This window comes from Kitasatospora sp. NPDC054939 (assembly GCF_053610105.1).
This window is the reverse complement of record NZ_JBSGXP010000036.1, coordinates 1-25,939: the sequence shown is the minus strand read 5'-3', so window position 1 is coordinate 25,939 and position 25,939 is coordinate 1. Positions and strand designations below refer to the sequence as shown.

The following is a 25,939-nucleotide window of genomic DNA, read 5'->3' as shown; positions in this document are numbered from 1 at the left end:
ATGAAGCCCAGGCGGCGTGTCAGCCTTCCAAAGTGAATAAATCTGCCGGACACATTGGCAGGTTCGTAGGCTTCCCTGACGATCTTCCTGCCAAAGTGGCCTCTTCCGGGCAAGTCCGACAATACTCCGAAACCACCTCTCGGCACTCCGGAGCGGTCACCGTCTACCAGCCCGATCCGAGGCGTTCCCGCAGCTCCGCGAGGGCGGCGCCGACCGCCCGGTGGCCCTGTTCGTCCCCCAGCCGGCGCAGCACCGCGAGCGACGCGCGGTACTCCCGCTCGGCCTCGTCGAAGCGGCGCTGCGCGGTGTGCGCCTCGGCCAGCCGGGCCAGTAGCCGGGCCTCCGCGGGCCGGTCGTCGGCTGCCTGCCGCAGCCCCAGGGCCCGGCCGTAGGAATCCGCGGCGCGAACCGCGTCGCCGAGCGCCCGGTGGCAGCCCGCCGCGCCCTCCAGGGCGCGGGCGCAGGCGGCCTCGTCACCCGCAGCCCGGGCGTGGTCCAGGGCCGCCCGGTAGTGCGCGACGGCCCGGTCCCAGCGGTCCGCGGCGGCCTGCAGGTCGCCCAGGTTGAGCAGCGCGGCGGCGGCCCGGCGGGAGGCGCCGTGCCGCTCGGCCACGGTCAGCACCAGCTCGTGCAGCCGGTAGAGGTCGGCGGGCGCGGCGGCGCCGGTCAGCGGCAGCGCCCGCAGCAGGGCGGTGACCAGCCGGCCCGCCGAACCGTCCAGGTCGCCCTGGCCGATGGCGTCGGCGACCGCGCCGAGCAGCAGGTCGCGCTCGCCGAGCAGCCACTGCCGGGCCTGGGCGGCGGAGCGCAGCCGCAGCGGACCGGGCAGCGGTTCGGGGCCCGGGCCGCCGGCCGGGTCGAGCAGGGCGCGCGCCGCGTCGGTCAGCCGGACCAGCCGCTCCAGCAGCCGGGCCCGGGCCAGTTCGGTCTCGGCCGGCCGGTCCTCGCTCTCGCGCAGCCGGACCAGCCGGGGGTGCAGCCGTCCGGGCACCCGGTAGCGGGGGGTGCCGTCGGCGGCGGGCGGCTCCTCCCCCAGGAGTTCGCGCTCGGCGAGCGCCGCCAGCATGGTCGCCGCCTCGGGGGCGGGGCAGCCCACCAGGGCGGAGGCGGTGCGCAGGTCGGCGGTCTGCGCGGGGGCCAGGGTGAGGGTGCGCAGCAGGCGCGCCTGGGCGGCGGGCAGGGTGGCGTACAGCAGGGTGAAGGCCCCGACCAGCGGGTCGCTGTCGGGTACCGGGACGGGCTCGGCGGGCTCCGGGTCGGGCTTCACCCAGGTCTCCGGGTCGCCGGCCTCCTCGGCGGGCGGTGCGGGGTGCCGGCCGGGCCGGGAGCGGCGCTGCCGGTCGGCGGGGGGCTGCGGCGGCTGCCCGTCCCCGGCCGGGAGGGGCCCGGTGCTCCCGGGGTCGGCGGCCCCGTCGGGGTCGGCCGGGTCGGTTTTTGCGCCGGGCTTCCGGGCGGGCTCGGCCGGGCCGGTCTCCGTACCGGGCTTCCGGGCCGGGTCGGCGGCGGCCTTGCGCCCGGGGCCGTCGGCGGGCTCCGGGGCCGACCCGGTGACCCGGGCGAGCTCCCGGGCGGCGTCGGTGACGGCCGCCTTGGCGTTGCCGCGCAGCCAGCCCGCCATCAGGCGCAGCGCGGCGGGCCCGGCGGCGCAGGCCTCGGCGAGGTCGGCGCCGCCGACCGGGTCGGCGGCGATCCGGGTGGCGCCGACCAGGTCGGCGAGCAGGTGCCCGGCGGCGGGCCGGTCGAGGCCGCCGAGGATGCAGGGGTCGATGTCCTCGATGCCGGTGAGCGGTCCTGCGGTGGTGGCGACCACCAGGCAGCCGGGTTCGTCGGCGAGCAGCGGCCACAGCTGCCCGGCGTCCCGGACGTCGTCGAGCACCAGCAGCACCCGCCGGCCGGCCAGCGCGGTGCGCAGGGCGGTGCAGGCGGGGTCGTCGCGGTCCTCGCCGGCGGCGCCGGGCAGCGGGACGGCGGCGGTGTCGGCGCCGAGCTGTTCGAGCAGGCGGCGGGCGGCCCGGGAGGGTTCCAGCCGGGTGCCGTCGGGGGTGGAGAAGCGGGCGAAGAGCACGCCGTCGGGGTAGTCGGCGGCGATCTCGGCGGCGAACCGGACGGCGAGCGCGGTCCGCCCGGAGCCGGGGCGGCCGGCCAGCACGAGGACGGTGGAGCGGCCCTCGGCGGGGCGGGCCGCGGCGGCCCGCAGGGCAGCGAGTTCGGTGCGCCGCCCGACGAAGGGGGCGGGTGCGGGGGGCAGCCGGTCCGGTACCGGCCCGACCGCTGCCGGCCGCGCGTCCATCGTCGCCGTCTTCCTCGCCACCCGTGCCACTCCCGACCTGTCGTTCGGCGCTCAGCGGAGCCGGCCCGGGGCGGGCGGCCTGTCCTGCGAAGCGTAGTTCGACCGTCCGGGAGAGCGGGGGTGACATCCGGTCGTACGAACCGGCAAATCACCCCCGCGGATCAACCGGAGGGGCCGGTCAGGCCGGGTAGGGCCGGGCCGGCCAGGGGGCGTCGGCGGGGCGCAGCGCGTCGAGGCCGCCTGGGCCGTGCAGGGCGGCGTGGACGGCCAGGGTTCCGGTGATCAGGGCGGGGTTGTGCAGTTCGCCGGCGTGGATGAGCCGCACGAGGTCGTCGATCGGCACCCGGTCGGTCTCGATCTCCAGCTCCTCGCCGTGGGCGGCGTAGCGCTCGCCCTCGGCGTCGGCGAGGTCGGTGGCGAGGAAGAGGCGCAGTGCCTCGTCGGTGCCGCCCGGGGAGGAGTAGAAGTCGACCAGCACCCGCCAGGTGCCGGCCTTGCAGTGCGCCTCCTCGTACAGCTCCCGCTGGGCGGCGTGCAGCGGGTTCTCGCCGGGGACGTCGAGCAGGCCCGCCGGGATCTCCCAGAGGCGCTGGCGGACCGGGTGGCGGTACTGGCGCAGGACGAGGACGCGCTGCCGGTCGTCGAGGGCGAGGACGGCGACGGAGCCGGGGTGGGTCTGGTAGTCGCGGCGGGCCCAGCTGCCGTCGGGCATCCGGACCTCGTCGGTGCGCACCCCGGTGACCCTGCCCCGGAAGGGCGTCGAGCTCTCCCGGACCTCCCACTCCTCGGCCACGTCGAAGATCTTCCGGTCGTCCACTGTTCTCCCCTTTTCGTCAGTACGACACAATCTAACGCCGAACGGCGGCCCCGCGGGAATCGCGGGGCCGCCGTTCGGCTGGACGGGGCGGACTACTCGCCGGACGTCTTGATCTCGATGGCCGCCTTGACCAGGCCCGCGAAGAGCGGGTGCGGGCGGGTCGGACGCGACTTCAGCTCCGGGTGGGCCTGGGTGGCCACCAGGTAGGGGTGGACCTCGCGCGGGTACTCGACGTACTCGACCAGGTCGCCCTTCGGGGAGAGGCCGGAGAACTGCAGGCCGGTCTTCTCCAGGTCCGCGCGGTAGGCGTTGTTGACCTCGTAGCGGTGGCGGTGGCGCTCCTCGACGTACTGCTCGCCGCCGTAGACCTCACGGACGATCGAGCCCTCGGCGAGCTTGGCCGGGTAGAGGCCCAGGCGCATGGTGCCGCCCAGGTCGCCCTTGCCGTCGACGATGGCCAGCTGCTCGGCCATGGTGGAGACGACCGGGTACTTGGCGGCCGGGTCGAACTCGGTGGAGTTCGCCTCGGGCAGGCCGGCCAGGTTGCGGGCGGCCTCGATGACCACGCACTGCAGGCCCAGGCACAGGCCCAGCAGCGGGATGCGGTTCTCGCGGGCGTAGGTGATGGCGGAGACCTTGCCGTCCACGCCTCGGTCGCCGAAGCCGCCGGGGATGCAGACCGCGTCGACGTCGCCGAGCTGCTCCCGGGCGCCCTCGGGCGTGGTGCAGTCGTCCGAGGTGACCCACTTGATCTCGACCCGGGCGTTGTTGGCGAAGCCGCCGGCGCGCAGCGCCTCGGTCACCGACAGGTAGGCGTCGGGCAGGTCGATGTACTTGCCGACCAGGGCGACCTTGACGATGTGCTGCGGCTCGTGGACGCGGCGCAGCAGGTCGTCCCAGGTGGTCCAGTCGACGTCGCGGAACGGCAGGTCGAGGCGGCGCACCGCGTAGGCGTCCAGGCCCTCGCCGTGCAGCACCTTCGGGATGTCGTAGATCGACTTGGCGTCGATGGCCGCGACCACGGCCTCCTCGTCCACGTCGCACATCAGCGAGATCTTGCGCTTGATGGCCTGCGGGACCTCGCGGTCGGCGCGCAGCACGATCGCGTCGGGCTGGATGCCGATGTTGCGCAGCGCGGCGACGGAGTGCTGGGTGGGCTTGGTCTTCAGCTCGCCGGAGGGGCCGATGTACGGCAGCAGGGAGACGTGCACGAAGAACACGTTGTCCCGGCCGACCTCGTGGCGGACCTGGCGGACGGCCTCCAGGAAGGGCAGCGACTCGATGTCGCCGACGGTGCCGCCGACCTCGGTGATCACCACGTCGACGTCGTCGGCCGCCATCCGGCGGATCCGGGACTTGATCTCGTTGGTGATGTGCGGGATGACCTGGACGGTGTCGCCCAGGTACTCGCCGCGGCGCTCCTTGGCGATGACCGTGGAGTAGACCTGGCCGGTGGTGACGTTGGCCGAGCCGTGCAGGTTGGTGTCGAGGAACCGCTCGTAGTGGCCGATGTCGAGGTCGGTCTCGGCGCCGTCGTCGGTGACGAAGACCTCGCCGTGCTGGAACGGGTTCATCGTGCCCGGGTCCACGTTGAGGTACGGGTCGAGCTTCTGCATCGTCACGCGCAGGCCGCGGGCCTTGAGCAGGGCGCCGAGGCTGGAGGCGGTGAGGCCCTTGCCGAGCGAAGAGGCGACACCCCCGGTGACGAAGAGGTGCTTGGTCGTCACGGCGCGGCCGTTCGCTGCCTTGCCGGAATGGGGCTGTGCCAAGAGGGGGCTCCCGTGGGTCGCGTGTCGAAGGTGACGTGGGCGGGATGCTCTCGGCTCGCCTGGCGACGGGAGTGCGGTGCGGGGCACGGCGCTCGGAGGGTCGTCGGTTCGGCTGGTCCGGGGCGTTTGATCCCACCGGTCCACGGGATACCAGGGTATCAGTGACCCGGCCGGGGCGCGTTCCGGGACGCCCCCGCCGACCGGCGCCACACGACCGGCGTACGACCGGCGCACCACCGGGCGCGTTCGTCACAGGAGCCTCACCACTCCCGTACGCCCCCCGGCTCGGGCCACTCCGGGGTACACGATCGGGCCATCCCTGCAGGCCCGCAGGCCCTCCCGGCGGGCCATCCGGAGCTGATCCTTCCGAGCCATCCTGCGCGCCACCCCCCGGAAGCACGGCATTTCCCCCGAATTGTGGGGCCGCCCCGGGCGGCGTCCGCGTGCTTCGCCCCTTTCGTCCGTCGTAAGCTGCACGGACGCATCGCCGACGAATGAGCACGCGGAGGGCGAGGGAGGTCAGGACGTCTCCCGGTCCCCGATGCGCGACCGGACCTCCCCGTACATCCAGCTCCTCCCCGCCCGATCCAGGGGCTCGACCCAGCCCCGCGCGGACACCCCGGCAAGGCCCGCCACCACCCCTCGGCGGTCCGGGCGTCCCGGAGCGGCGCGCCCCGGGACCGGCCCCGCTGCCCGCTCGCTCGGACGGCTCGCCGATGCGTCGTGACCGCATTTGCCAACTTGGAGATCACGTGGCCGGCCGTATCGAGGACTACGCACTCATCGGGGACATGCAGACCGCCGCCCTCGTCAGCAGGGACGGGGCGGTCGACTGGCTGTGCCTGCCCCGCTTCGACTCGCCGGCCGTCTTCGCCGGCCTGCTGGGCACCGACGAGCACGGCTTCTGGCGGATCGGCCCCGCCGAGGTGGCCGCCGCCGAACTGCCCTCGCCCGCCCCCGCCCCGCCCGCCCGGCCGGTCCGCCTCACCGACACGGGCGAACTCCGGGTCCCGCCGCCCACCGCCGCCGCCCCCGCCGTGCCCGCCGACCGGCGCCGCTACCGGGGCGACTCGCTGATCCTCGAACAGGAGTGGGACTCCCGGGGCGGCACCGTCCGGGTGATCGACTTCATGCCGCCCCGCCCGCTGGCCGGCCGCGACGCCGTCCCCCAGATGATCCGCATCGTCGAGGGCGTCTCCGGCACCGTCCGGATGCGCTCGGCCCTGCGCATGCGCTTCAGCTACGGCCGGATCGTGCCCTGGGTGCACCGCGTCGAGCAGGCCGACGGCGGCCACCGCACCGTCGCCGTGGCCGGCCCCGACTCCGTCTGGCTGGACGGCGAGGCCGAGACCTACGGCCGCGACCTCACCACCTACGCCGACTTCACCGTCGCCGCCGGCGAGCGGATCGCCTTCGCCCTCACCTGGCAGGCCTCCCACCTGGACGCCCCCAATGCCCCCGACGCCGAGGCGATGCTCGACGCCACCGCCGACTTCTGGGACGACTGGGCCGGCCAGTGCACCTACCAGGGCCCCTACCGCGAGGCCGTGATCCGCTCGCTGATCACCCTCAAGGGCCTCACCTACGCCCCCACCGGCGGCATCGTCGCCGCCCCCACCACCTCGCTGCCCGAGGACATCGGCGGCGAACGGAACTGGGACTACCGCTACACCTGGCTCCGCGACGCCGCCATCACCCTCTCCTCGCTGCTGCGCACCGGCTACCGCGACGAGGCCCGCGCCTGGCGCGAGTGGCTGCTGCGCGCCGTCGCCGGCGACCCCGAGAACCTGCAGATCATGTACGGCATCGCCGGCGAGCGCGAGCTCACCGAGTCCTCCCTCGACTGGCTGCCCGGCTACGAGGGCTCCCAGCCCGTCCGGGTCGGCAACGGCGCCGCCGGCCAGCTCCAGCTGGACGTCTACGGCGAGGTCGTCGAGGCCCTGCACCTCGCCCACATGACCGGCCTGGTCCGCAACGACCACGCCCACCACCTCCAGCTGCGCCTCATCGAGTACCTGGAGTCCCACTGGCAGGAGCCGGACGAGGGCATCTGGGAGGTCCGCGGCCCGCGCCGGCACTTCGTCCACTCCAAGGTGATGGCCTGGGTCGCCGTCGACCGCACCATCAAGCTGCTGGAGCAGACCCCGGAGGACGCGCCCGGCGACGGCCACCTGGAGCGCTGGCGCGAGCTGCGCGACACCATCCACCGGGACGTCTGCGAGCGGGGCTACGACCTGGAGCGCAACACCTTCACCCAGTACTACGGCGGCCGGGAGCTCGACGCCTCGCTGCTGCTCATCCCCCAGGTCGGCTTCCTCCCGCCGGACGACAAGCGAGTGATCGGCACCATCGAGGCCATCCAGCGCGAACTCGCCACCGAGGACGGCTTCGTCCTGCGCTACCCCACCCACGACGAGAGCGGCCAGAACGTCGACGGCCTCTCCGGCCACGAGGGCGCCTTCCTCGCCTGCTCGTTCTGGCTCGCCGACGACCTCGCGATGATCGGCCGGGTCCAGGAGGCCCGCGAGCTGTTCGACAAGCTGCTGTCGCTGCGCAACGACCTCGGCCTGCTCGCCGAGGAGTGGGACCCGCGCGAGAAGCGCCAGGTCGGCAACTTCCCGCAGGCGTTCAGCCACGTCCCGCTGATCGACACCGCGCTGCGCCTCACCGCCTGCGGCGGGGCCTACCTGTCCGCCCAGCCGGACGCCCGCACCGCCGACCGCACCGAGCAGGCCACCGTCTGACGCCGACGGCCCCGCCCCGCCGCGGACGGACGGCGGGGCGGGGCCGTGGCGCAGCGGCGCCGGGCGCGGGCTCGGACGGGCGGGGGCTCAGGCGGCCTCCGCGTCCACCGGGGCGGCCGGGGCGTCCCCGTCCGCCGGGGCCCCGGCGCCGGCCGTCGCTCCGGCCGGGGCGGGGAAGCGGATCCGGGTCGCGCAGAGCGACACCAGCAGCGCCGAGGCGGCCACCGCGCCCATCCCCCACACCAGACCGGTGGCGTCCGCGACGAAGCCGATCACCGCCGGTCCCGCCAGCAGGCCCACCGTGCCCATCGAGGCGACCAGCGACAGCGCGGCCGGACCCCGGCCCGCCGCGGCCACGTACACGCACGGCGTCACCGCCGCGACACCCAGGCCCACGCAGGCGAAGCCGAGCAGCGTCGGCACCACGCCCCCGACCAGCAGCGCCAGCGCCAACCCGAGCCCGGCCAGCGCGCTGCCGGCCCGCACGATCAGCGCGTCGCCCCAGCGGCTGCGCCATCCGTCGGCGAAGATCCGGGCCAGCACCATCATCCCGGCCACCACCGCGATGCCCAGCGGCGCGAGCTCCTCGGACGCCCCGACCACGTCCTCCAGGTACAGCGCCGACCAGTCGTTCATGGCGCCCTCGGTGACCGTCCCGAAGGCCATCGCCAGGCCCATCCAGAGCACCGCCCGGGCGGGCAGCGACAGCCGGCGCCGGGAGCGGCCCCCCGCGGGCGCCCCCTCCGCCGCGGCCCCCTCCGCTCCGGCCGGCGCCGGCTCGTCCAGGAGCGAGCCGTGGGCCAGGGCGACCATCAGCACCAGCACGAGGGCCGCGACCCCGAAGTGCGCGAGCAGGGCCGGCGTCAGCGCGTGCATCCCGGAGGCCAGCAGCGCGGCGAGCAGCGTGCCCGCGCTGAAGGTGGCGTGGAACCGCGCCATCGCCGTCCGCCGGTAGCGCTCCTCCAGCGCCGCGCCCTGGGCGTTCATCGCCACGTTCAGACAGCCGACGGCCAGGCCGTCGAGGCAGACCACCACCAGCGCCACCGGGTAGTTCGGCACCACCGCCAGCGCGAGCAGCAGCCCGGCCAGGGCCAGCGCGGAGAGCGCGGAGAGCAGCTTCGAGCCCAGCCGCTTCATCAGCACCGCCACCAGCGGGAAGGACGCCGCCGCGCCCGCACCGCACGCCATCAGCAGCAGGCCGAGCTGCGACTCGCCGAGGCCCAGCTCCGACTTGAGCATCGGCAGCCGCGACACCCAGGTGCCGTACTGGAACCCGAGGAAGAGGAACAGCGCCGAGATGGCCAGCTGCGCCCTCCGGTACCCGTCGCGTACGCCCCACACCTGCATCACCTTTCGCCTTCCGGTCCGCCCAGCGGCCGGGACATGTACACCGCGTCGGTGCCGTAGCTCCCCGGCAGCCCCACCTCGGGGTGCGCGCGGTAGCCCAGCGGCGACCACAGGACGTGGCTGCCGCCGACGGCCACCAGGGAGAGCCGCTCGTACCCGAGACCACGCGCCGTCCCGGCGAGGTGCCCCAGCAGCCGCGGGCCCAGGCCCCGGCCGCGCAGCCGGGGCGCGATCACCAGGTCGTGCGCGTGCATGTTGCGCGAGCGGAAGCCGTCCGCCTCGGCGAGCGCGAGGTCCGGGCAGCGGTAGAGCGGGTACGGCAGCGCCAGCAGGTAGCCGCCGAGCCGGCCGCGGTGCTCCAGCGCGAAGCAGCTGCCGGGCGAGGCCCGGCCGCGGGACTCCAGCGCCTCCCGGCCCTCGGAGAGCCCGCTCGCGGTGTACGCGGCGGCCTCCAGCGCCGCCACCTCCGCCCAGTCGCCGTCGGCCAGCGGCCGGATCCGGACGTCGTCGTCCATCGCTCTACCCGTGTCCTTCCCCGGCGGCCCCGGGCCCGCCGACGCAGCTGTACGGCAGCGGCTCGAAGCCGTTGAACCCCCGGGTCGTGTAGCCGACCGCGTACGCGCCGCAGGAGAGCACCCAGACCGGGTCGCCGGAGGCCGCCGCCGCGGGTACCCGGACCGGGGCGCCGTCCTGCGGGAAGGCGTCGTCGCTGTCGCAGGTCGGGCCGGCCACCGCGGCGGGCAGGGTCGGCGCGCCCGGGTGGGTGGGGAACTGCAGCCGGTAGCGCAGTTCGTCCGTCTCGTACAGCCCGTTGAACTTGCCGCAGCTCAGGTAGAGCCAGTTCTCCCGCCCGCCGTCGAGCTGGCGGCGCGAGGAGAGCCGCGCCACGTGCGCGCGGATCGCGCCGTGGTCGGCGACCAGGTGCCGGCCGGGCTCCAGCACGATGTCCAGCGGCCCGGCGGAGAGCTCCCGCAGCCGGTGGACGCCCTCCCGGAGCACCGTGAAGATCTTGTCCATCGGCGGGTCCAGCGGCCGGCCGTACCGGTCGAGGCAGCCCAGCGCGGGCAGCCCGCCGCCGAGGTTCACGTGGTCGGGCCGGATGCCGCGGCGGGCCAGTTCGACGAGCACGTCCGCCAGCTGGTCGAACGCCTCCTGCCAGGCCCCGGCCGTCATCTGCTGCGAGCCGACATGCACCGACAGTCCGGCCGGGACGAGGCCCGCCGACCGGGCCGCCGCCATGACCAGCACCGCGTCCTCGGCCGAGCAGCCGAACTTCCGGCTCAGGCCCCAGAGCGCGCCCTCGCCGCTGGTGGCGAGCCGGCAGAAGACCCGGGCCCCGGAGGCGTGCACGGCGATCGCCGCGACGTCCTCCAGGCTGTCGGTGGCGAAGTCCCGGATGCCGAGCCGGTACGCCTCGGCGATCTGCCGGTCGGACTTCACGGTGTTGCCGTAGTGGACCCGGCCGGCCGGCACGCCGGTGGCCAGGGCCTGGGCGATCTCCTGCGGGCTCGCCGCGTCGAAGCCCGCGCCGAGCCCGGCCAGCAGGGCGAGCACCTCGTCCACCGGGCACGCCTTCATGGCGAACCGGACGTCCAGGCCGGGCAGTTCGCGCAGCAGCGCGGCGTACTGGCCGGCGATCCCGTCGAGGTCGAAGACGATCCGGTCGTCGTCGGCCGCCGCGAGGGCGGCCCGCAGGGCTGCGCTGTCATGCAGAGCGATGCCGTCGCGCAGGGGGGCGCGGTCGTGCAGGGGGTTCTGGTGCATCGTCGGCCCGGCTACCCGACCGGCCGCTCGGCGCCGACGGCCCGGCTCGCCCGCACCAGTGCCGCCCAGGCGTCGACCAGCAGCGCGAAGTCCTCGATGTCGGCCTGCGCCTCGTCGAGCAGCCGCTCCCGCAGCGGCGCCAGGCGGTCGGCGAACTCCGCGTACCGGCCGCCGAGTTTGCGGTAGCAGACATCCAGGACGTCCAGCCGGCGCAGGTTCTCCGCGCGGTCGGTGCCGGCGGCGGCCCGGGCGTACTCCGCGACCGGCTCCGGGCGCACCCGGTACCGGCCGTCCAGCAGCGCTCCGCCGGCCTCCTCCATGGCGTGGTACACCGGGTAGAGGTAGAGCATCGACAGCAGGAACTTGGTGAACCGCAGCTGGTAGGCGGTGAATCCGGCATCGGTGCGCCGCTCGGGCGTGTAGGAGTTCACGATGTGCCGGTTGTGCACCACCCCGGGCAGGCCGGCGTCGCGCACCAGGTGCAGCAGGAAGTAGTCGCTGCCGATGGTGTCGGTGGCGGGCGGCAGCGGCACCCGCTCGTACACCTCGTGGTCGAGGGCGATGTTGCACATGTCGATGCGCCAGATGTCGGGGATGTCCAGCACCGACCGGTCGGCGCGGAACGGCTCGGTGCCGGCCCCGGTGAACGACTCCTCGACCAGTTCCCGGCGCTCCTCCTCGGAGGCCCCGGTGGGCGCCCAGAGGCCGACCACCTCCTCGTGGACCGCCGGGTCGAGCTCCTTGATCCCGCCGAGGTCGACGGAGGGCTCGCCCACGAAGGAGCCGCCGACCAGCGCCACCGGCTTCCGGGCGTGCGCCGGGTCGAGCCGCCGGTCGGTCACCCCGGGTGCCGCGTCGGCGGCGCGCCGCCCGAGCGAGAGCAGTTCGTGGTGGATCGGGAAGACCGGTTCGCCGTCCAGCAGTTGGTAGCCACCGTCGGAGTCGCGCCGGTGCACCGAGGTGCAGCCGAGCGCCGCGGCGAGCAGGAACGCCCGGTTGGTGCACGCGCCGTAGGAGAGGGCGGCGGGCAGCATCAGGTCGAGCAGGCGCTGCGGGTCGGGTGCGCCGGAGCGTTCGACCGCCGCTCGCAGGAACGCCCGCTGCGCGTCCTCGTCGAGGTGGTGGGCCACCACCCCGGGCGTGTCGGGCAACGCCCTTACGGCGGCGGCGTGTTCGGCGCGCACCGGGGCGTCGGCGGAGTCCAGGAGCAAGAAGTGCACCTCGGCGCCGAAGCGCCGGGCGGCGTAGCGGGCCTCCGCGTGGACGACGGCGATCACGGGGGTGCAGGCCCGGTTGGTGGGCAGGACGAGGCAGATCCTACGCATCGGCGCTCGCCGTCCCCCGCCAGGAGTCCAGCCCGAGCAGTCGGCGGCCGAGGCCGGTGAGTTCGGCCGGGCCGTAGCGCAGCGCCTCGGGCTGCACCGCGTCGCCGAGCAGGGTCGCGTTCCAGTCCGGCGTGCTGAGGTCGCGCCAGGAGCCGATGCGCGAGCGGCGCATCTGCGCGTGCTCCTCCAGGGCCGGCATCATCGACAGGTACTGGACCGAACGCACGCCGCGCGCCGAGGTGTTGGCGGCCACGCCGTGCGCCAGCATGCCGTTCCAGATCAGCAGGTCGCCGGCCTTGAGCTCAGGACGGACGACGGGGTACTCGGTGCGGTCCACGGCGGGCCGGACCGGGTCGCGGTCGGCGGGCTGGTCGAGCTTCCAGCGGTCGAAGCGGCGGAACAGCTCCGGGTTGCACTGGAAGCCGCCGTGGTCGGGCTCGGTGTCGTTGAGCGCGATGATGCCCTGGACGCGCTGCGGGATGACGCCGAGCGTGGAGTCGACGTCCCAGTGCAGTTCGATGTCGAAGCCGGTGTCGGTGGGTTCGATCAGCGCGCGGTCGCGGTTGCCGGTGTTGGGCGGGTTGAGGTTGAGCCGGTCGAGGGTGACCCACAGCTCCTCGCAGTCCCAGACGTCGACGAAGGCGTCGTAGACCCGCCGGGCCTGGCGGCTGTCCCAGATCAGCTGGTGCTGGTACGCCTCGACGAAGCCGTAGATGTGCAGGTGCCGGTCGAGTTCGGAGCGGTACGCGCGGTCCTCGTACCAGGTCTCCGGGCGGTCCCGGTCCAGGCCCTGGAACTCCCAGGCGAAGTCCAGCAGCCGGCCGGCCGCCCGCGGGGTGATCGCCTCCCGGACGACCACGTAGCCGTAGGTCCGCCAGTGCGCGAAGTCCTCCGCGGAGAGCACCCGCAGCGGGCGGGTCTTCTCGATGTCCTTCAGGGGCGTCTGCGCCAGGTAGCTCTCGCCGTCGGCGCTGAAGTACGGGCGGTCGGTGGCGGCCCGGTACAGATGGCGGTCGGGCGTCGGCATGCAATCACTCCAAGGCTCGGACGGACGGAGGCCGGGGGGATGGACCGCTCCTCGGCGGCGCGGCGACGGCCGGCCGGCTTCGAGGGCGGCACGCGGCCCGGCGCCCTTCACGGGCCGCATACCGAATGGACACTGAACTCACTTCGGCAGCAGGCTGGTTGGACCGTCCGGCGAGGACCCGTACCCGGGTCTGCGGCTCGTCGAACGCGACGTTCCACTAACTTGGACTAGACCAACTAATGTGTCAACCCTCGGCCCGGGCGATGCCCGTTCGGGCAGTCAGGAGCGGCGCCGGCTCGGCGTTCGGCGGATCCGGACGGCATGCGAACGCGCCCGGAGCGGAGTGCTCCGGGCGCGCGGGAGGGAAGCTGAGGGAGCGTCGGCCCGCAGGACGCCGGGCGGCGCGGGGACGCTGTCGGGGTGTCAGCCGCGCTGCACCAGTTCGTCGTAGGTCGAGAGCACCTGGGCCACCGTCGCGGCCTCGTCCGGCCAGGTGTCGGCCTGCTGCCGCCCGGCGGCGCCCAGCCGCACGCGGCGCGCGGGGTCGTCCAGCAGCTCCCGCACCGCGATGCCGAGGGCGGCGGCGTCGCCGGGCGGCACCAGCAGGGCCGCGTCGCCGACCAGTTCGGGGATCCCGCCGACGGCGGTCGCGACCACCGGCACGCCGGCCCGCATCGCCTCCTGGACAACCAGCGAGCGGGCCTCCCAGCGGCTGCTGACCACCAGCACGTCGGCGGCGGCGAGCAGGTCGGGCACGTCGGTGCGGTGGCCGAGCAGCTCGACCGGCAGCTTCTCGGCCGCCACCCGCTCGCGCAGCGCGGGCCCCTCGGGGCCGTCCCCGGCGATCGCCACCAGCGGCGGCCGGTCCAGGACGGCCCACTGCCGGGCGGCGTCCAGCAGCAGCCCGAACGCCTTCTGCGGGACGAGCCGGCCGATCGCCAGCACCACCGGGCGGCCCTCGCCCCCGGCAGCGCCGTCCGCGGAGCCGCCCGCAGGACCGCCCTGCGCGCCAAGCAGCGCCGCCCGGGCCGCCGGCCGCGCCAGCCGCCCCTCGGGCATCGGCGGGGCGGCCACCGGGCCGAGCCGGGCGTCGGTGGCACCCAGCTCACGGGCCCGGGCCACCAGGTCGGAGGAGGCGCCGAGCACCAGGTCGGCGGCGCGGGCCACCCGGCGCTCCATCAGCCGCTGCAGCCGGCGCTCCATGCCGGTGGCGAGCAGCGCGTGGTGCGAGGTGACCACCAGCGGGGTCTCCGGCCGCAGCCCGGGGAAGCGGCCCGCGGTGCGCAGCGCCAGGTCGGAGAGGAGCCCGGCGCGCAGGCCGTGGGCGTGCACCACGTCGGCGCCGGTGAAGGCGCGGCGCAGCTCGCCGATCGCGGTGGCGTCGCTGCGGGCGCCGGCCGTGGGGGTGATGTCGACCAGGTGGAACCGGGCGCCCGTCCGGGAGAAGCCGAACAGCGCGTCGGTGCCCGCGGGGGCGCACACCGTGACGGTCACTCCGTGTGCGACCAGGCCCTGCGCCAGCGAGCGCACGTGCGCACCGATGCCGCCGCTGCCGGCGGACAGGACGAGCACCGCGTGCAGCTGGCCCGGTTCGGGGGTGGCCGCGGTGGCCCGGGCGGCGGAATGGTCCACGTCGTCTCGCATCCGACTCGATCAAGTACTCACGCCGCGCCGCGAGGATTGCCCGCGAGCGGCGCTCGGGACTGGAAAGCCAGTGTCCGTCCGCCACCTTGCCAGGTCGGCGGCCCTCTTGGACAGTCGGCACCCCCTGGGGCGCGTCGCCGACCGTCCGCGGGGGCCGCCGCCCCTGCGGCGCTACCGGCGGCGGGCCGCGCTGGCCGCGGCGAGCAGCTCCTCGGCGTGGGCACGGCCCAGCTCGGAGTCCTCCAGGCCGGCCAGCATCCGGGAGAGTTCGCGCACCCGCTCCTCGTCGTTCAGCACCTTGACACCACTGCGGGTGACGGTGCCGTCGTGGGTCTTCTCCACCACCAGGTGCCGGTCGGCGAACGCGGCGACCTGGGGCAGGTGGGTGACGACCACGACCTGCGCGCTCTCGGCGAGCTTGGCCAGGCGCCGGCCGATCTCGACCGCCGCCTTGCCGCCGACGCCCGCGTCGACCTCGTCGAAGAGGTAGGTGGGCACCGGGTCGGCCCCGGCGAAGACCACCTCGACCGCCAGCATCACCCGCGACAGCTCACCGCCGGAGGCGCCCTTGGCGATCGGCCGCGGCTGCGCCCCGGGGTGCGGGGCGAGCAGCACCTCGACCTCGTCGACGCCGTGCGGCCCGTACGCGACGGTGCGGCCGTCCAGCTCGATGCCGGACAGGTCGTCGACGCGGCTGATCGAGAAGGTCACCCGGGCGTGCGGCATGGCCAGCTCGGCGAGCTCGGCGGAGACCGCCTCGGCGAAGCGGCCGGCCGCGGCGTGCCGGGCGGCGGACACCTCGGCGGCCAGCTCGGCCAGCTCGGTGCGCAGCTCGGTCTCCCGGGCGCCGAGCTCGTCGATCCGCTCGTCGTCGCCGTCGAGCTCGGCGAGCCGGGCGGAGCCGGCGTCGGCCCAGGCCAGGACCTCGGCGAGGGTGTTGTCCGGTCCGCCGTACTTGCGCAGCAGCTGGGCGAGGACGGAACGGCGGTCCTCCACGGCGGCCAGCCGGACCGGATCGGCGTCCAGGTCGTCCGCGTAGCCGGCCAGGTCGCCGGCCACGTCGGCGAGCAGGTAGCCGACCTCGTTGAGGCGGTCGGCGAGGCCGGCGAGGCGCTCGTCGTGGTGGCGCACCGCGTCCAGGGCGCGGCGGGCCTGGGCGAGCAGGGTGCCGGCGTCCAGGGCCTCCGGGTCGGCCGGGTCGCCGGCCAGGGCGGCGTGGGCGAGGGTGGCGGCGGAGGAGAGCGCGTCGGCGTGGCCGAGCCGCTCGGCCTCGGCGGCCAGCTCGGTGTCCTCCCCGGCGACCGGCTCGGCGGCGGCGACCTCGTCCAGGCCGAACCGGAGCAGGTCCGCCTCCTGGGCGCGCTCGCGGGCCCGGGTGGTCAGCTCCTCCAGGGTCGCCGAGACCTCGCGCAGCCGCCGGTAGACCTCGCGGTAGCGGGCCAGCGGCTCGGCGACGGCGTCCCCGGCGTACCGGTCGAGGGCGCCGCGCTGGCGGGCCGGGCGCAGCAGCCGCTGCTGGTCGGTCTGGCCGTGCACCGCGACGAGGTCCTCGCCGAGTTCGGTGAGCAGCCCGACCGGGACGGCCCGGCCGCCGACGTGCGCCCGCGAGCGCCCCTCGGCGGAGACCGTCCGGCTGATCAGCAGCGCGCCGTCGTCCAGCTCGGCCCCGGCCTCCACGGCGCGGGCGGCCACCGGCGAGCCGGCGGGCAGCTGCAGGCGGCCCTCGACGACCGCCCGGCCGGTGCCGTTGCGCACCAGCCCCGGATCGGCCCGGCCGCCGAGCAGCAGGCCGAGGCTGGTGACCACCATGGTCTTGCCGGCGCCGGTCTCACCGGTCACGGCGGTGAAGCCGGGGGCGAGCTCGACCACCGCGTCGTCGATGACCCCAAGATCCCGTATCCGCATCTCGTCCAACACGGAGACGACCTTACGAGGTTCCACCCCCGCCGCGCGACGAGCGGCAACCCCGCGCCCGCAGGTTCATCCGTTCCGGGAGCTTGACAGGGCGGGGTTCCCCGGTCCTTCGGGCACGGTGCACCAGCGCAGGAAGAGCTGCGCCAGCGGGCCGATCGTCAGCGCGTACGCGACGGTGCCGAGCCCGGCGGTGCCGCCGAGCAGGACGCCGGCGCCCAGGACGGCCAGTTCGATGCCGGTGCGGATCAACCGCAGCGAGCGGCCGGTGCGCCGGTGCAGGCCGGTCATCAGGCCGTCGCGCGGGCCCGGGCCGAGCCGGGCGCCGATGTAGAGGCCGGTGGCGAGGCCGTTGAGGACGATCGCCCCGACCAGCAGCACCAGCCGGGCCGGCAGGCCGTCCGGGGTCGCCACGGCGCCGGCGGTGAGGTCCATCGCCGCCCCGATCACCAGGACGTTGGCGACCGTGCCGAGGCCGGGCAGCTGGCGCAGCGGGATCCACAGCAGCAGGACGGCCGCGCCCGCGATGGTGACCCAGGCGCCCACCGAGAGGCCGAAGGCCCGCTGCAGGCCCTGGTGGAGGACGTCCCAGGGGTCCAGTCCGAGCGAGGCCCGCATCATCAGCCCCATGCTCGCGCCGTACAGCACCAGGCCGACGGCGAGCTGCGGCAGCCGGCGGCCCAGGGCGTGGGTGTCGCCGACCAGGCGGACGGCGAGCGGGGGCCGGGCGGACGGGGTCGCGGTGGCCATCGGTACTCCTGTTGAACGGTGCGAGTGCGTGCGGTCGAGTGGCCGCTCTGCCATCATGGGGAGTCCAAAGGCACCCGCTCCAGGGCCAATCCCGAGCAAGTGGACTGATCGCATGGCCGAATGGCAGAGCACCGTCACTCCCGTCGCCCTCGCCCGGCTGCTCGGCACGGCCCGGCTCCCCGAGCCCCCCGGCACCCGCCGCCCCGCCTACCGCACCCTGGCCGGGCAGATCCGCCTGCTGGTCTCCGAGGGCCGCCTGCCGGTCGGCGCCCGGCTGCCCGCCGAACGCGAACTGGCCCTCGCCCTCGCCCTCAGCCGCACCACCGTGGCCACCGCCTACGAGACCCTGCGGGCCGAGGGCTACCTGCACAGCCGCCGCGGCTCCGGCAGCTGGACCGCCCTGCCCGAGGGCGCCGAACCGCCCGGCGACGCCCTGCACCCCGTCCCCCCGCACGAACAGGGCCGCACCCTCGACCTCGGCGTCGCCGCCCTGCCCGCCCCGCAGCCGTACCTCGGCGAGGCCGCCGCCCGCGCCCTCGACCAGCTGCCCGCATACGCCGCCGGCCACGGCCACTACCCCACCGGCCTGCCCGTCCTGCGCGAGGCGGTGGCCCGCCGCTTCACCGAACGCGGCCTGCCCACCACCCCCGACCAGATCCTGATCACCACCGGCGCGATGGGCGCCCTCCACCTGCTGCAGCGCGCCCTCGTCAACCGCGGCGACCGGGTCGCCGTCGAGGCCCCCAGCTACGCCCACACCCTGCAGGCGCTGCGGCTCGGCGGCGCCCGCCTGGTGCCCGTCCCGTACGCCTGGCCCGGCGGCCCCTGGCAGCCCCCGCGCTGGGACCTCGCCGAATGGGCCCGGGTGCTGCGCGGCGCCGCCCCTAAGGCCGCCTACACCATCCCCGACTTCCACAACCCGACCGGCACCCTGGTCGACGAGGAGCAGCGGCGCGACCTGCTCGCCGCCGCCCGCGCCGCCGGCACCCTGGTGATCTGCGACGAGACCACCGCCGAACTCGGCTGGGCCGTCCCCGGCGACACCCCGCTCCCCCGCCCCACGGCCGCCCTGGACCGGTCCGCCCAGGTGGTCACCGTCGGCTCGGCCGGCAAGCTGCTCTGGGGCGGCCTGCGGATCGGCTGGGTCCGGGCGGCGCCCGCGCTGGTCCGCCGACTGGCCACCGACCGGGTGTTCAGCGACGTCGCCACCCCGGTGCTGGAACAGCTGATCGCCGCCGAGCTGATGGGCGAGGTGCTGCCGCAGGTCCGCGCCCACCAGCTGGAGCGGCTGCGGGCCACCGGCACCGCCCTCGCCGCCGCCCTCGCCGAACAGCTGCCCGCCTGGCGCTTCCCGGCCCCGGCCGGCGGCCTCACGTTCTGGGTCTCCACCGGGGACGTCTCGGGCGCCGCCCTCTCGCTGGCCGGCGAGCGCAGCGGCGTGCGCATCGCGGCCGGCAACCGCTTCGGCGCGGACGGCGCCTTCGAACACCACATCCGCATCCCGCTCACCGTGCCCGCCCCGGCCGTCCCCGCCGCGGTGGCGCGGCTGGCCGAGGTCGCCCGCGCGGCGGCCGGCGGGAGCTGGCCGGGCGCCGACGACAGCAGGCCGCTGGCCGTGTGAGACCCGACACCCCGTCAGGCCGGGCGTGCCGGGCGCGAGGTGACGGCGTGCCGGGTCTCCACCGGGCGCAGGCTCAGTGGGTGTCCGCCCGGCCGCGCCAACCCGTCACCGGCAGCGCGAACTTGGCGACCAGCCGGTCCGTGAACGGCGCCCGGTGCAGCCGCGCCAGCCGGACCGGCGTCTGCCCGCGGCGCACCTCCACCCGCGCCCCGGCCGGGAGTTCGACCGAACGCCGACCGTCGCACCAGAGCACCCCGTGCGGCGTCTTCGGCTGCACCTCCACCGCCAGCACCGAGTCCGGCGAGGTCACCAGCGGCCGGGCGAACAGCGCGTGCGCACTGATCGGCACCATCAGCAGCGCCTCCACCTCCGGCCACACCACCGGCCCGCCGCCCGAGAACGCGTACGCCGTCGAACCGGTCGGCGTCGCGCACACCACGCCGTCGCAGCCGAAGTTGGACACCGGGCGGCCGTCCACCTCGGTGACGACCTCCAGCATCCGTTCCCGGGACGCCTTCTCGATCGACGCCTCGTTCAGCGCCCAGTCGTGGTGCACCACGTCGCCGTTGGTCCGCACGATCACGTCGAGCGTCATCCGCTCCTCGACCTCGTAGTCGGCGTCCACCACCCGCTCGACCACCACCGCCAGGTCGTCCCGCTCCGCCTCGGCGAGGAACCCCACCCGGCCCAGGTTGATCCCCAGCATCGGCAGCCCGTGCTCACGCGCCAGCTCCGCCCCGCGCAGCAGCGTGCCGTCCCCGCCCGCGACCAGGATCAGCTCGCAGCCGTCCGCCGCGCGCGGCCCCCCGGCCACCCGCTCGACCCCGTCCGGCAGGTCGAGGTCGACCGCCTCCGCAGCCAGCAGCCGGATCCGGATCCCCGCCTTCAGCAGGCCGTGCACCAGGCCCTCGACGCTGCGCAGCGCCGCCTCCCGGCCGGTGTGCGCGATCAGGAAGACCGTACGTTCCTCGCTCATGCCGCTGCCCTCTCCCTACGCCTTGCCGGGCGTCCCTGCCCGGTGCGGTCGCCGCCACTCAGCATGACGGAACGGACGTCCGCAGAGCACCCTATCGGGGGCCCTCCGCCACGGCCCGGTCCGCCTCCGCCGGGTCCAGCTCCGGGGCGTCACGGCGCAGCCAGAGGAAGTACTCGACGTTCCCCGACGGCCCCGGCAGCGGGCTCGCGGTCACCGCCCGGACCCCCAGCCCGAGCCGCCACGCCTGCCCCGCCACCTGCCGCACCATCTCGGCGCGCAGCTCGGGGCTGCGCACCACCCCGCCGCTGCCCAGCCGCTCCTTGCCGATCTCGAACTGCGGCTTGACCATCAGCACCAGGTCGGCGTCCTCGGCCGCGCAGGAGGCCAGGGCCGGCAGCACCAGCCCCAGCGAGATGAACGACAGGTCGCCCACCACCAGGTCGACCGGCGTGCCGCCGATCAGCTCCGTGGTCAGCTCACGCACGTTGGTGCGGTCCATCACGGTCACCCGCTCGTCGCTCTGCAGCGACCAGGCGAGCTGCCCGTAGCCGACGTCCACGGCCAGCACGTGCGCGGCCCCGGCGCGCAGCAGCACGTCGGTGAAGCCACCGGTGGAGGCACCGGCGTCCAGCGCCCGCCGGCCCTCCACCACCAGGCCCTGCGGCACGAAGGCGGCGAACGCCCCGGCGAGCTTGTGCCCGCCGCGCGAGACGTAGTCGGGGTCGTTCTCGTCCTCGGCCACCACGACCGCCGCCGCGGTCTCCACCTGGGTGGCCGGCTTGGTCGCGGTGGTGCCGCCGACGGTCACCCGGCCGGCCGCGATCAGCTCGGACGCGTGCTCCCGCGACCGGGCCAGCTTGCGGCGGACCAGCTCCGCGTCGAGACGGCGTCGTGCCACTGCCACTGGTGCTTCTCCTGCTACGGGTTCGTGCGAGCCGCTGCGGGGGCTCGGGGTCCTACGGGGCGTGCGGGGTCGTGCGGGGTCCTACGGGCCCTACGGGTTCCCGCCGGGGCCGGGTGGGCCCTGGGCGGGGTCGAGCGCGGCCAGGATGTCCGTGAGCCGCTGGTGAACATCTTCGTACACCGCGGCGTGCGCCTCGGTCGGCACCCCGTCCAACGCCTCCAGCCGGGCCAGGCCCGCATCGACGCCGGGGTGGCCGGTCGGGGCCGGCTCCACCCCCAGCGGCTGCGGCTGCCCGGCCGCCGGAACGGGCGGCACGCCCGCGGCCGACCGGGTCCCGGGGTCCTCCGGGACGGGCGCCGGCTCAGGCATCGTCGGACTTCTTCGCCGTACTGGCCCGGCGGACGGTGGTCTTCCGGGTGGCGGTCCGCTTCGCGGGCGCCTCCGGCTCGGCGGCGGTCTTCTTCGCCGCGGCCTTCTTCTCCGCCGTCTTCTTCGCGACGGCCGTCTTGGTCGTGGTCTTCTTGGCGGCCGCCTTCTTGGCACCCGGCTTCGCGGCCGTCGTCCCGCCGGCAGGCTTCTCCGCGGCGACGGTCTTCTCCGCGGCGGCCTTCTTGGCGGCCGCCTTCTTCGCCGCAGCCTTCCCGGCAGCCGGGGCCTTCCCGACAGCCGCAGCCTTCCCCGCCGTACCGGCCGGGGCCGACCCGCCGCCGCCCGCCGCGCCACCGGCATCCCCGGCCGCCGGCGCCTCACCGGCCGTCGGAGCCTCCTCGGCCGTCCGGGGCGCAGCCCCGCCCGCGGCCCCGTTCACCGGCCGCTCGACCGGCTCGTCCACGACCACCCGCTCGGCCGCCACCGGCCCGGGCTCCGCAGGAGCGCCGTCCCAGCCGTGCCCGAACAGCCCGTCGGCCCGCGGCGCCGGACCGTCGGCCACCGGCACCGGCTCCTCCTCGACCTCGCGCAGCTTGCTCTCCAGGAAGGAGAGCACCACGCCGACCTTGGTGACCTGGTCGCCGACCTTCTCGAACGCCTTCTCCACCTCGCTGCGCGCCACCCCGACGGCCAGGTCCACCCCGGCCCGCCCGGCGGTGACCGCCTCCTCCGCGAGCGTCTGCAACTGCTTGGCGGACGGCGGGAACGGCCCGCCCAGCTTCCGCTCGACCTCTGCGAGGTCGACCCCGCCGCGCTCCAGCAATCCGGCCGCCGTCCCGACGACCCGCTTGCCGACCTCCTCCACGAGCTCGGCGGCGACCGCCACCACGCCCCGTACCGTCCTGGGCAGCATCCGGGTGCCTCCTCAGCCCTCAGTGCTTCGCTCTGCCATCACTCCACAAGGCCGGGACGCACCCGCGCGGGCCCGTCCCACTGACGACGCTACCGCCAAAAACCGCCTGCGGTACCGTGGCCCCGCAGTCCCCGCAGTCCCGCAGCCGACAGCCGTACGAGAAGTGGACCCCGCCATGGCCAACGCCGAGGAATGCCGTGCGGCACTGGAGCAGCTCAGCCGGAACCTCTCCGCGTCCACCGGCGACGTCCGCAAGGCCGCCGCCCTCGACCGCTCGCTGACCTGCCGGATCACCGACCTCGACCTGACCTTCACCGGGCGACTGCGCGGCGGCACCATCCACGACGTCGTCCAGACCCCCGGCCCGCCCGCCTCCAAGGCCGAGATCCGCCTCACCATGAGCAGCGACGACCTGGTCGCCCTGGTGGACGGCCGGCTCAACTTCGCCTCCGCCTGGGCCGGCGGCCGGGTTCGACTGGAGGCCGGTTTCCGCGACCTGCTCCGGCTGCGCAGCCTGTTCTGACCGCCGGGCCGGGCAGGCCGAGCGAACCGGGCGGGCCGGGCGGGTCTCAGAAGCCCAGACCGGCCAGCGCCTTCCCGCCGTCCACCGGTACGCCGTCCGCGTCGAGCGCCGACCAGGCCGCCGCGCACAGCGCCCGCAGCCCGTCCCAGCGGTCCGCACCGGTGCCGTCCAGCCGCAGCGACCCGCCCTCGGCCACCGCGGTCCAACCACCGCAGCCGAACCCGCCGCCGGGCAGCCGCACCACCTCCGGGTGCGCGACCAGAAGACCCCGCAGGTCCTCCGCCAGATAGGTGGGCCGGTGCTCCGTCGGCGCCGCCAGCAGCTGCGCCGGCGTCGTCACCCCGGTGAACACCAGCAGGCTGTCCACCCCGCCGTTGAAGGCGCCCTCGATGTCGGTGTCCAGCCGGTCGCCGACCACCAGCGGACGCCGCGCGCCCGTCCGCAGCACCGTCTCCCGGTGCATCGGCGGCAGCGGCTTGCCCGCGACCTCCGGCTCCACCCCGGTCGCCGCCCGCACCGCCGCGACCAGCGTGCCGTTGCCCGGCGCGATGCCGCGCGCCGTCGGCACCGTCAGGTCCGTGTTGGACGCCACCCACGGCAGCCCGCGCTGCACCGCGTACGAGGCCTCCGCCAGGTGCTGCCAGCCCACCGTCGGGTCGTAGCCCTGCACCACCGCCTGCGGCTCCTCGGCCAGCGTGCGGACGGCCACCAGGCCGCGCTCGGCGAGCGCCTCCTCCAGGCCCGCACCGCCGACCACCAGCACCTTCGCCCCGGCCGGGACCTTCTCGGCGACCAGCCGGGCCGCCGCCTGCGCCGAGTTGATCACGTCACCGGCCTCGGCCGGCACCCCCAGCTCGGTCAGGTGCTCCGCCACCACCCGCGGCGGACGGGAGGCGTTGTTGGTCACGTACGCCAGCCGCATCCCGGCCCCGCCCGCCGCCGCCAGCGACTCCACCGCGTGCGCGATCGCGTCCGGGCCCGCGTAGACCACGCCGTCGAGGTCCAGCAGCGCCGTGTCGTACGCCCCGGTCAGCGGCAGCGCGCTGCCGCCCGGCGCGGTGCGTCGGGCGGCGTTCGCGGTCGTGGCAGCGGTCTCGGTCATGGCTGATCTTCCTCGTCGTCCGTACCGCCCGGCACCTCGCCGGACGGCCGCGGGGGCTCCAGGTAGCCCGGCGCCCCGGGCAGCAGCGGCCCGAACGCCCCCGCGCGGGCCGCCAGGGTCGCCCGGGTCTGCCGCAGCGCCGCCCGGTAGTGGTCGTTCTCCGGCCGCATCGCCACGGCCAGCGCCAGGTGCTCGGCCGAGGTCTCGAAGTCGCCCAGCCGGGCCGCCGCCACGCCCCACCCGAACTGAGCGTAGTCGTCCGACGGATCGGCCAGCGCCACGGCCCGGAAGTTCTCCAGCGCCGCCGCGTACGAGCCGACCGCGAACTGCGCCCGGGCCAGCGTCTCCCGGATGCTGCGCGAATGCGGTTCGGCCTCCGCGGCCCGCGCCAGCAACTGCACCGCCGCCGCCGGATGGCCCTGCGCAAGGAGTCTCCCGCCCCGGCGGAACCAGTCGTAGACGTCCCCCGCCGGCTCACCGGCGCGTCCCTGCTCCGGCACACCGCCGCCGGAGCCGGCACCGCCGGGGACCTCCGCGCCCGCGCCGCCGCCCACCCGCTCCTGCCCGCCGTCCGTACGCTCGCTCACGCCGTACCTCGCCCTCGGTCCCGAAAACCGCCCCACCGTCCGGTCGGGCGTTCCGATCTCTCAACAACGCGTACCCGGTTACGATGCCCAGAATGAGCACACCCAGTGCAGAAAGCGGAGCGGAGACTCCGCAGGGCGGCCCCGGCGATCCCGGGCACGTCGCCACCGCAGGCCTGTCCCTGTCCCCCTTCCGAGGCCTGCGCTACGTCCCCGACCGGGTCGGCACCCTGGCCGCGGTCACCTCGCCGCCGTACGACGTGGTCGACCCCGGCCGCCGGCTCGACCTGGAGACCGCCGACCCGCACAACGTGGTCCGGCTGATCCTGCCGCGCCCCGAACCCGAGGACGCCGGCGACCGGCCCGACCGCGACACCCGCTACCGGCACGCCGCCCGCCTGCTGCGCGACTGGCAGCAGGAGGGCGTCCTCGCGATCGACCCGGTCCCCGCGCTCTACGTCTACGAGCAGCGCGTCCCGGCCGCCGCGGACGGCACCGGCGAGGTCCTCCAGCGCGGCCTGATCGGCGCCCTCGCCGTCAGCGGCCCCGAGGCCGGAGTGGTGCTCCCCCACGAGGACGTCATGCCCCGCCCGGTCGCCGACCGGGTCGGCCTGATGCGCACCACCCGGGCCAACCTCGAACCGCTGCTCCTCACCTACCGCGGCAACGGCGGCGCGGCCGGCGTCGTCGAGCGGGCCGTGGAACGCGAGCCGCTGCTCACCACGACCACCACCGACGGCACACACCACCGGCTCTGGGCCGTCACGGACCCCGCCGAGATCGCCGAGGTCGGCCGCGACCTCGCCACCTGCCGGGCACTGATCGCCGACGGCCACCACCGCTGGGAGATGTACCTACGGCTGCAGCGCGAGCACCGGCACCTGCCGCGCAGCCCCTGGGACCGCGGGCTGGTCCTGCTCGTCGACACCGCCCGCTACCCGCTGCGGGTCCGCGCCATCCACCGCGTCCTGTACCGCCTGCCGGTCGCCGAGGCGCTGGACCGGCTGGGCGACCGATGGCAGGTCAAGGAGGTCCCCGGACCGCTGGACGCCGCCCTGCAAGCCCTCGCCGAGCAGAAGCGCCACACCGGCAACGGCTTCGTCCTCACCGGCGGCGACGGCGTCTACTGGCTGATCGGCGAGCCCGACGAGGAGCTGCTCGACGCCACCGTCCCGGCCGGGAGGCCCGAGGAGTGGCGCCGACTGGACGCCACCGTCCTGCACTCCACCCTGCTCGACCACACCTGGCACGTCCCCGACGGCCCCGACGACATCGGCTACCTGCACACCGCCGTCGCGGCCGAGCGCGAGGCGGCCCGCAGCGGCGGCACCGCCGTCCTGCTGCACCCGGTCCGCGAGAGCGTGGTGCGGCGGCTCGCCGAACAGGGCGTCACCATGCCGCGCAAGTCCACCTCCTTCGGCCCCAAGCCGGCCACCGGGCTGGTGCTGCGCAACCTCGAACTGGGCTAGCTCGCACTGGGCTCGGCACTGTCCGGCCGAGACCCGGCGGACGCCCACAACGCAGAGGGGCCCTGCGGCCCTCCGGTGGGAATCCGGAGG

General features: G+C 75.6%; 21 protein-coding genes. 4 read left to right on the top strand and 17 right to left on the bottom strand.

Going from position 1 to position 25,939, the window contains the following annotated elements; genetic code table 11:
- Positions 1-163 precede the first annotated feature (163 nt).
- The 3 genes from ACWGB8_RS13405 to ACWGB8_RS13395 all read right to left on the bottom strand — a co-directional run bounded on the left by ACWGB8_RS13405 (position 164) and on the right by ACWGB8_RS13395 (position 4,876).
- Positions 164-2,290, bottom strand: coding sequence for an AAA family ATPase (locus ACWGB8_RS13405; protein ID WP_452213187.1), 2,127 nt, complete (start codon positions 2,288-2,290; stop codon positions 164-166).
- A 178-nt stretch (positions 2,291-2,468) separates the two neighbouring features.
- Positions 2,469-3,107 carry an NUDIX domain-containing protein gene (locus ACWGB8_RS13400; protein WP_452213185.1) on the bottom strand — a complete coding sequence of 213 codons (639 nt, stop codon included), beginning with the start codon at positions 3,105-3,107 and terminating at the stop codon, positions 2,469-2,471.
- Positions 3,108-3,199: 92 nt separating this feature from the next.
- Positions 3,200-4,876 carry a CTP synthase gene (locus tag ACWGB8_RS13395; protein WP_452213183.1) on the bottom strand — a complete coding sequence of 559 codons (1,677 nt, stop codon included), beginning with the start codon at positions 4,874-4,876 and terminating at the stop codon, positions 3,200-3,202.
- Positions 4,877-5,628: 752 nt separating this feature from the next.
- On the opposite strand from ACWGB8_RS13395, the gene ACWGB8_RS13390 reads away from it, so the two are divergent.
- Complete coding sequence (locus ACWGB8_RS13390; protein WP_452213181.1) at positions 5,629-7,620, top strand: glycoside hydrolase family 15 protein; 1,992 nt, start codon at positions 5,629-5,631, stop codon at positions 7,618-7,620.
- 87 nt (positions 7,621-7,707) lie between these two features.
- On the opposite strand, the gene ACWGB8_RS13385 is transcribed toward ACWGB8_RS13390, so the two are convergent.
- From ACWGB8_RS13385 to yczE, 8 genes are all read right to left on the bottom strand, one after another.
- A complete protein-coding gene (locus ACWGB8_RS13385) occupies positions 7,708-8,967 on the bottom strand; it encodes an MFS transporter (protein WP_452213180.1) in 1,260 nt (419 codons plus the stop codon).
- Positions 8,967-9,482 (bottom strand): GNAT family N-acetyltransferase, encoded by a 516-nt coding sequence (locus tag ACWGB8_RS13380; RefSeq protein WP_452213178.1) that lies wholly within the window; start codon positions 9,480-9,482, stop codon positions 8,967-8,969. The genes ACWGB8_RS13385 and ACWGB8_RS13380 overlap by 1 nt, the downstream gene beginning before the upstream one ends.
- A gap of 4 nt (positions 9,483-9,486) precedes the next feature.
- A complete protein-coding gene (locus tag ACWGB8_RS13375; RefSeq protein ID WP_452213177.1) occupies positions 9,487-10,731 on the bottom strand; it encodes a type III PLP-dependent enzyme in 1,245 nt (414 codons plus the stop codon).
- 11 nt (positions 10,732-10,742) lie between these two features.
- Positions 10,743-12,056, bottom strand: coding sequence for a DUF6271 family protein (locus ACWGB8_RS13370; RefSeq protein ID WP_452213175.1), 1,314 nt, complete (start codon positions 12,054-12,056; stop codon positions 10,743-10,745).
- Complete coding sequence (locus ACWGB8_RS13365) at positions 12,049-13,083, bottom strand: phytanoyl-CoA dioxygenase family protein (RefSeq protein WP_452213173.1); 1,035 nt, start codon at positions 13,081-13,083, stop codon at positions 12,049-12,051. Before ACWGB8_RS13365 ends, ACWGB8_RS13370 begins: the two co-directional genes overlap by 8 nt.
- A gap of 423 nt (positions 13,084-13,506) precedes the next feature.
- Positions 13,507-14,727 carry a glycosyltransferase family 4 protein gene (locus tag ACWGB8_RS13360; protein ID WP_452213171.1) on the bottom strand — a complete coding sequence of 407 codons (1,221 nt, stop codon included), beginning with the start codon at positions 14,725-14,727 and terminating at the stop codon, positions 13,507-13,509.
- A 171-nt stretch (positions 14,728-14,898) separates the two neighbouring features.
- On the bottom strand, positions 14,899-16,632 hold the full coding sequence (recN, locus tag ACWGB8_RS13355) for a DNA repair protein RecN (protein ID WP_452213233.1): 1,734 nt from the start codon (positions 16,630-16,632) through the stop codon (positions 14,899-14,901).
- A 75-nt stretch (positions 16,633-16,707) separates the two neighbouring features.
- Entirely contained in the window at positions 16,708-17,388 is a 681-nt protein-coding gene (gene yczE / locus ACWGB8_RS13350; protein WP_452213170.1) for a membrane protein YczE, read from the bottom strand.
- A gap of 112 nt (positions 17,389-17,500) precedes the next feature.
- Here yczE and yczR point away from each other — a divergent pair, with 112 nt between their 5' ends.
- Positions 17,501-19,009, top strand: coding sequence for a MocR-like transcription factor YczR (gene yczR / locus ACWGB8_RS13345; protein ID WP_452213169.1), 1,509 nt, complete (start codon positions 17,501-17,503; stop codon positions 19,007-19,009).
- A 73-nt stretch (positions 19,010-19,082) separates the two neighbouring features.
- On the opposite strand, the gene ACWGB8_RS13340 is transcribed toward yczR, so the two are convergent.
- From ACWGB8_RS13340 to ACWGB8_RS13325, 4 genes are all read right to left on the bottom strand, one after another.
- A complete protein-coding gene (locus ACWGB8_RS13340) occupies positions 19,083-19,985 on the bottom strand; it encodes an NAD kinase (RefSeq protein ID WP_452213168.1) in 903 nt (300 codons plus the stop codon).
- A 91-nt stretch (positions 19,986-20,076) separates the two neighbouring features.
- Complete coding sequence (locus tag ACWGB8_RS13335) at positions 20,077-20,883, bottom strand: TlyA family RNA methyltransferase (protein ID WP_452213231.1); 807 nt, start codon at positions 20,881-20,883, stop codon at positions 20,077-20,079.
- A gap of 96 nt (positions 20,884-20,979) precedes the next feature.
- Positions 20,980-21,258 (bottom strand): hypothetical protein, encoded by a 279-nt coding sequence (locus ACWGB8_RS13330; protein WP_452213166.1) that lies wholly within the window; start codon positions 21,256-21,258, stop codon positions 20,980-20,982.
- Positions 21,251-22,171, bottom strand: coding sequence for a hypothetical protein (locus tag ACWGB8_RS13325; protein ID WP_452213164.1), 921 nt, complete (start codon positions 22,169-22,171; stop codon positions 21,251-21,253). Before ACWGB8_RS13325 ends, ACWGB8_RS13330 begins: the two co-directional genes overlap by 8 nt.
- Positions 22,172-22,346: 175 nt before the next feature.
- Between ACWGB8_RS13325 and ACWGB8_RS13320 the strand changes: the two genes are divergently transcribed.
- The gene (locus ACWGB8_RS13320) at positions 22,347-22,694 is read left to right on the top strand and encodes an SCP2 sterol-binding domain-containing protein (RefSeq protein WP_452213163.1); all 348 of its coding nucleotides are present in this window, start codon (positions 22,347-22,349) and stop codon (positions 22,692-22,694) included.
- A gap of 46 nt (positions 22,695-22,740) precedes the next feature.
- Here the strand turns inward: ACWGB8_RS13320 and ACWGB8_RS13315 are convergent, their stop codons facing one another.
- On the bottom strand, positions 22,741-23,796 hold the full coding sequence (locus ACWGB8_RS13315) for an HAD-IIA family hydrolase (RefSeq protein ID WP_452213161.1): 1,056 nt from the start codon (positions 23,794-23,796) through the stop codon (positions 22,741-22,743).
- On the bottom strand, positions 23,793-24,383 hold the full coding sequence (locus ACWGB8_RS13310) for a tetratricopeptide repeat protein (RefSeq protein ID WP_452213160.1): 591 nt from the start codon (positions 24,381-24,383) through the stop codon (positions 23,793-23,795). The genes ACWGB8_RS13315 and ACWGB8_RS13310 overlap by 4 nt, the downstream gene beginning before the upstream one ends.
- A 92-nt stretch (positions 24,384-24,475) precedes the next feature.
- Between ACWGB8_RS13310 and ACWGB8_RS13305 the strand changes: the two genes are divergently transcribed.
- Positions 24,476-25,849 carry a DUF1015 family protein gene (locus tag ACWGB8_RS13305; RefSeq protein ID WP_452213158.1) on the top strand — a complete coding sequence of 458 codons (1,374 nt, stop codon included), beginning with the start codon at positions 24,476-24,478 and terminating at the stop codon, positions 25,847-25,849.
- Positions 25,850-25,939: the final 90 nt, after the last annotated feature.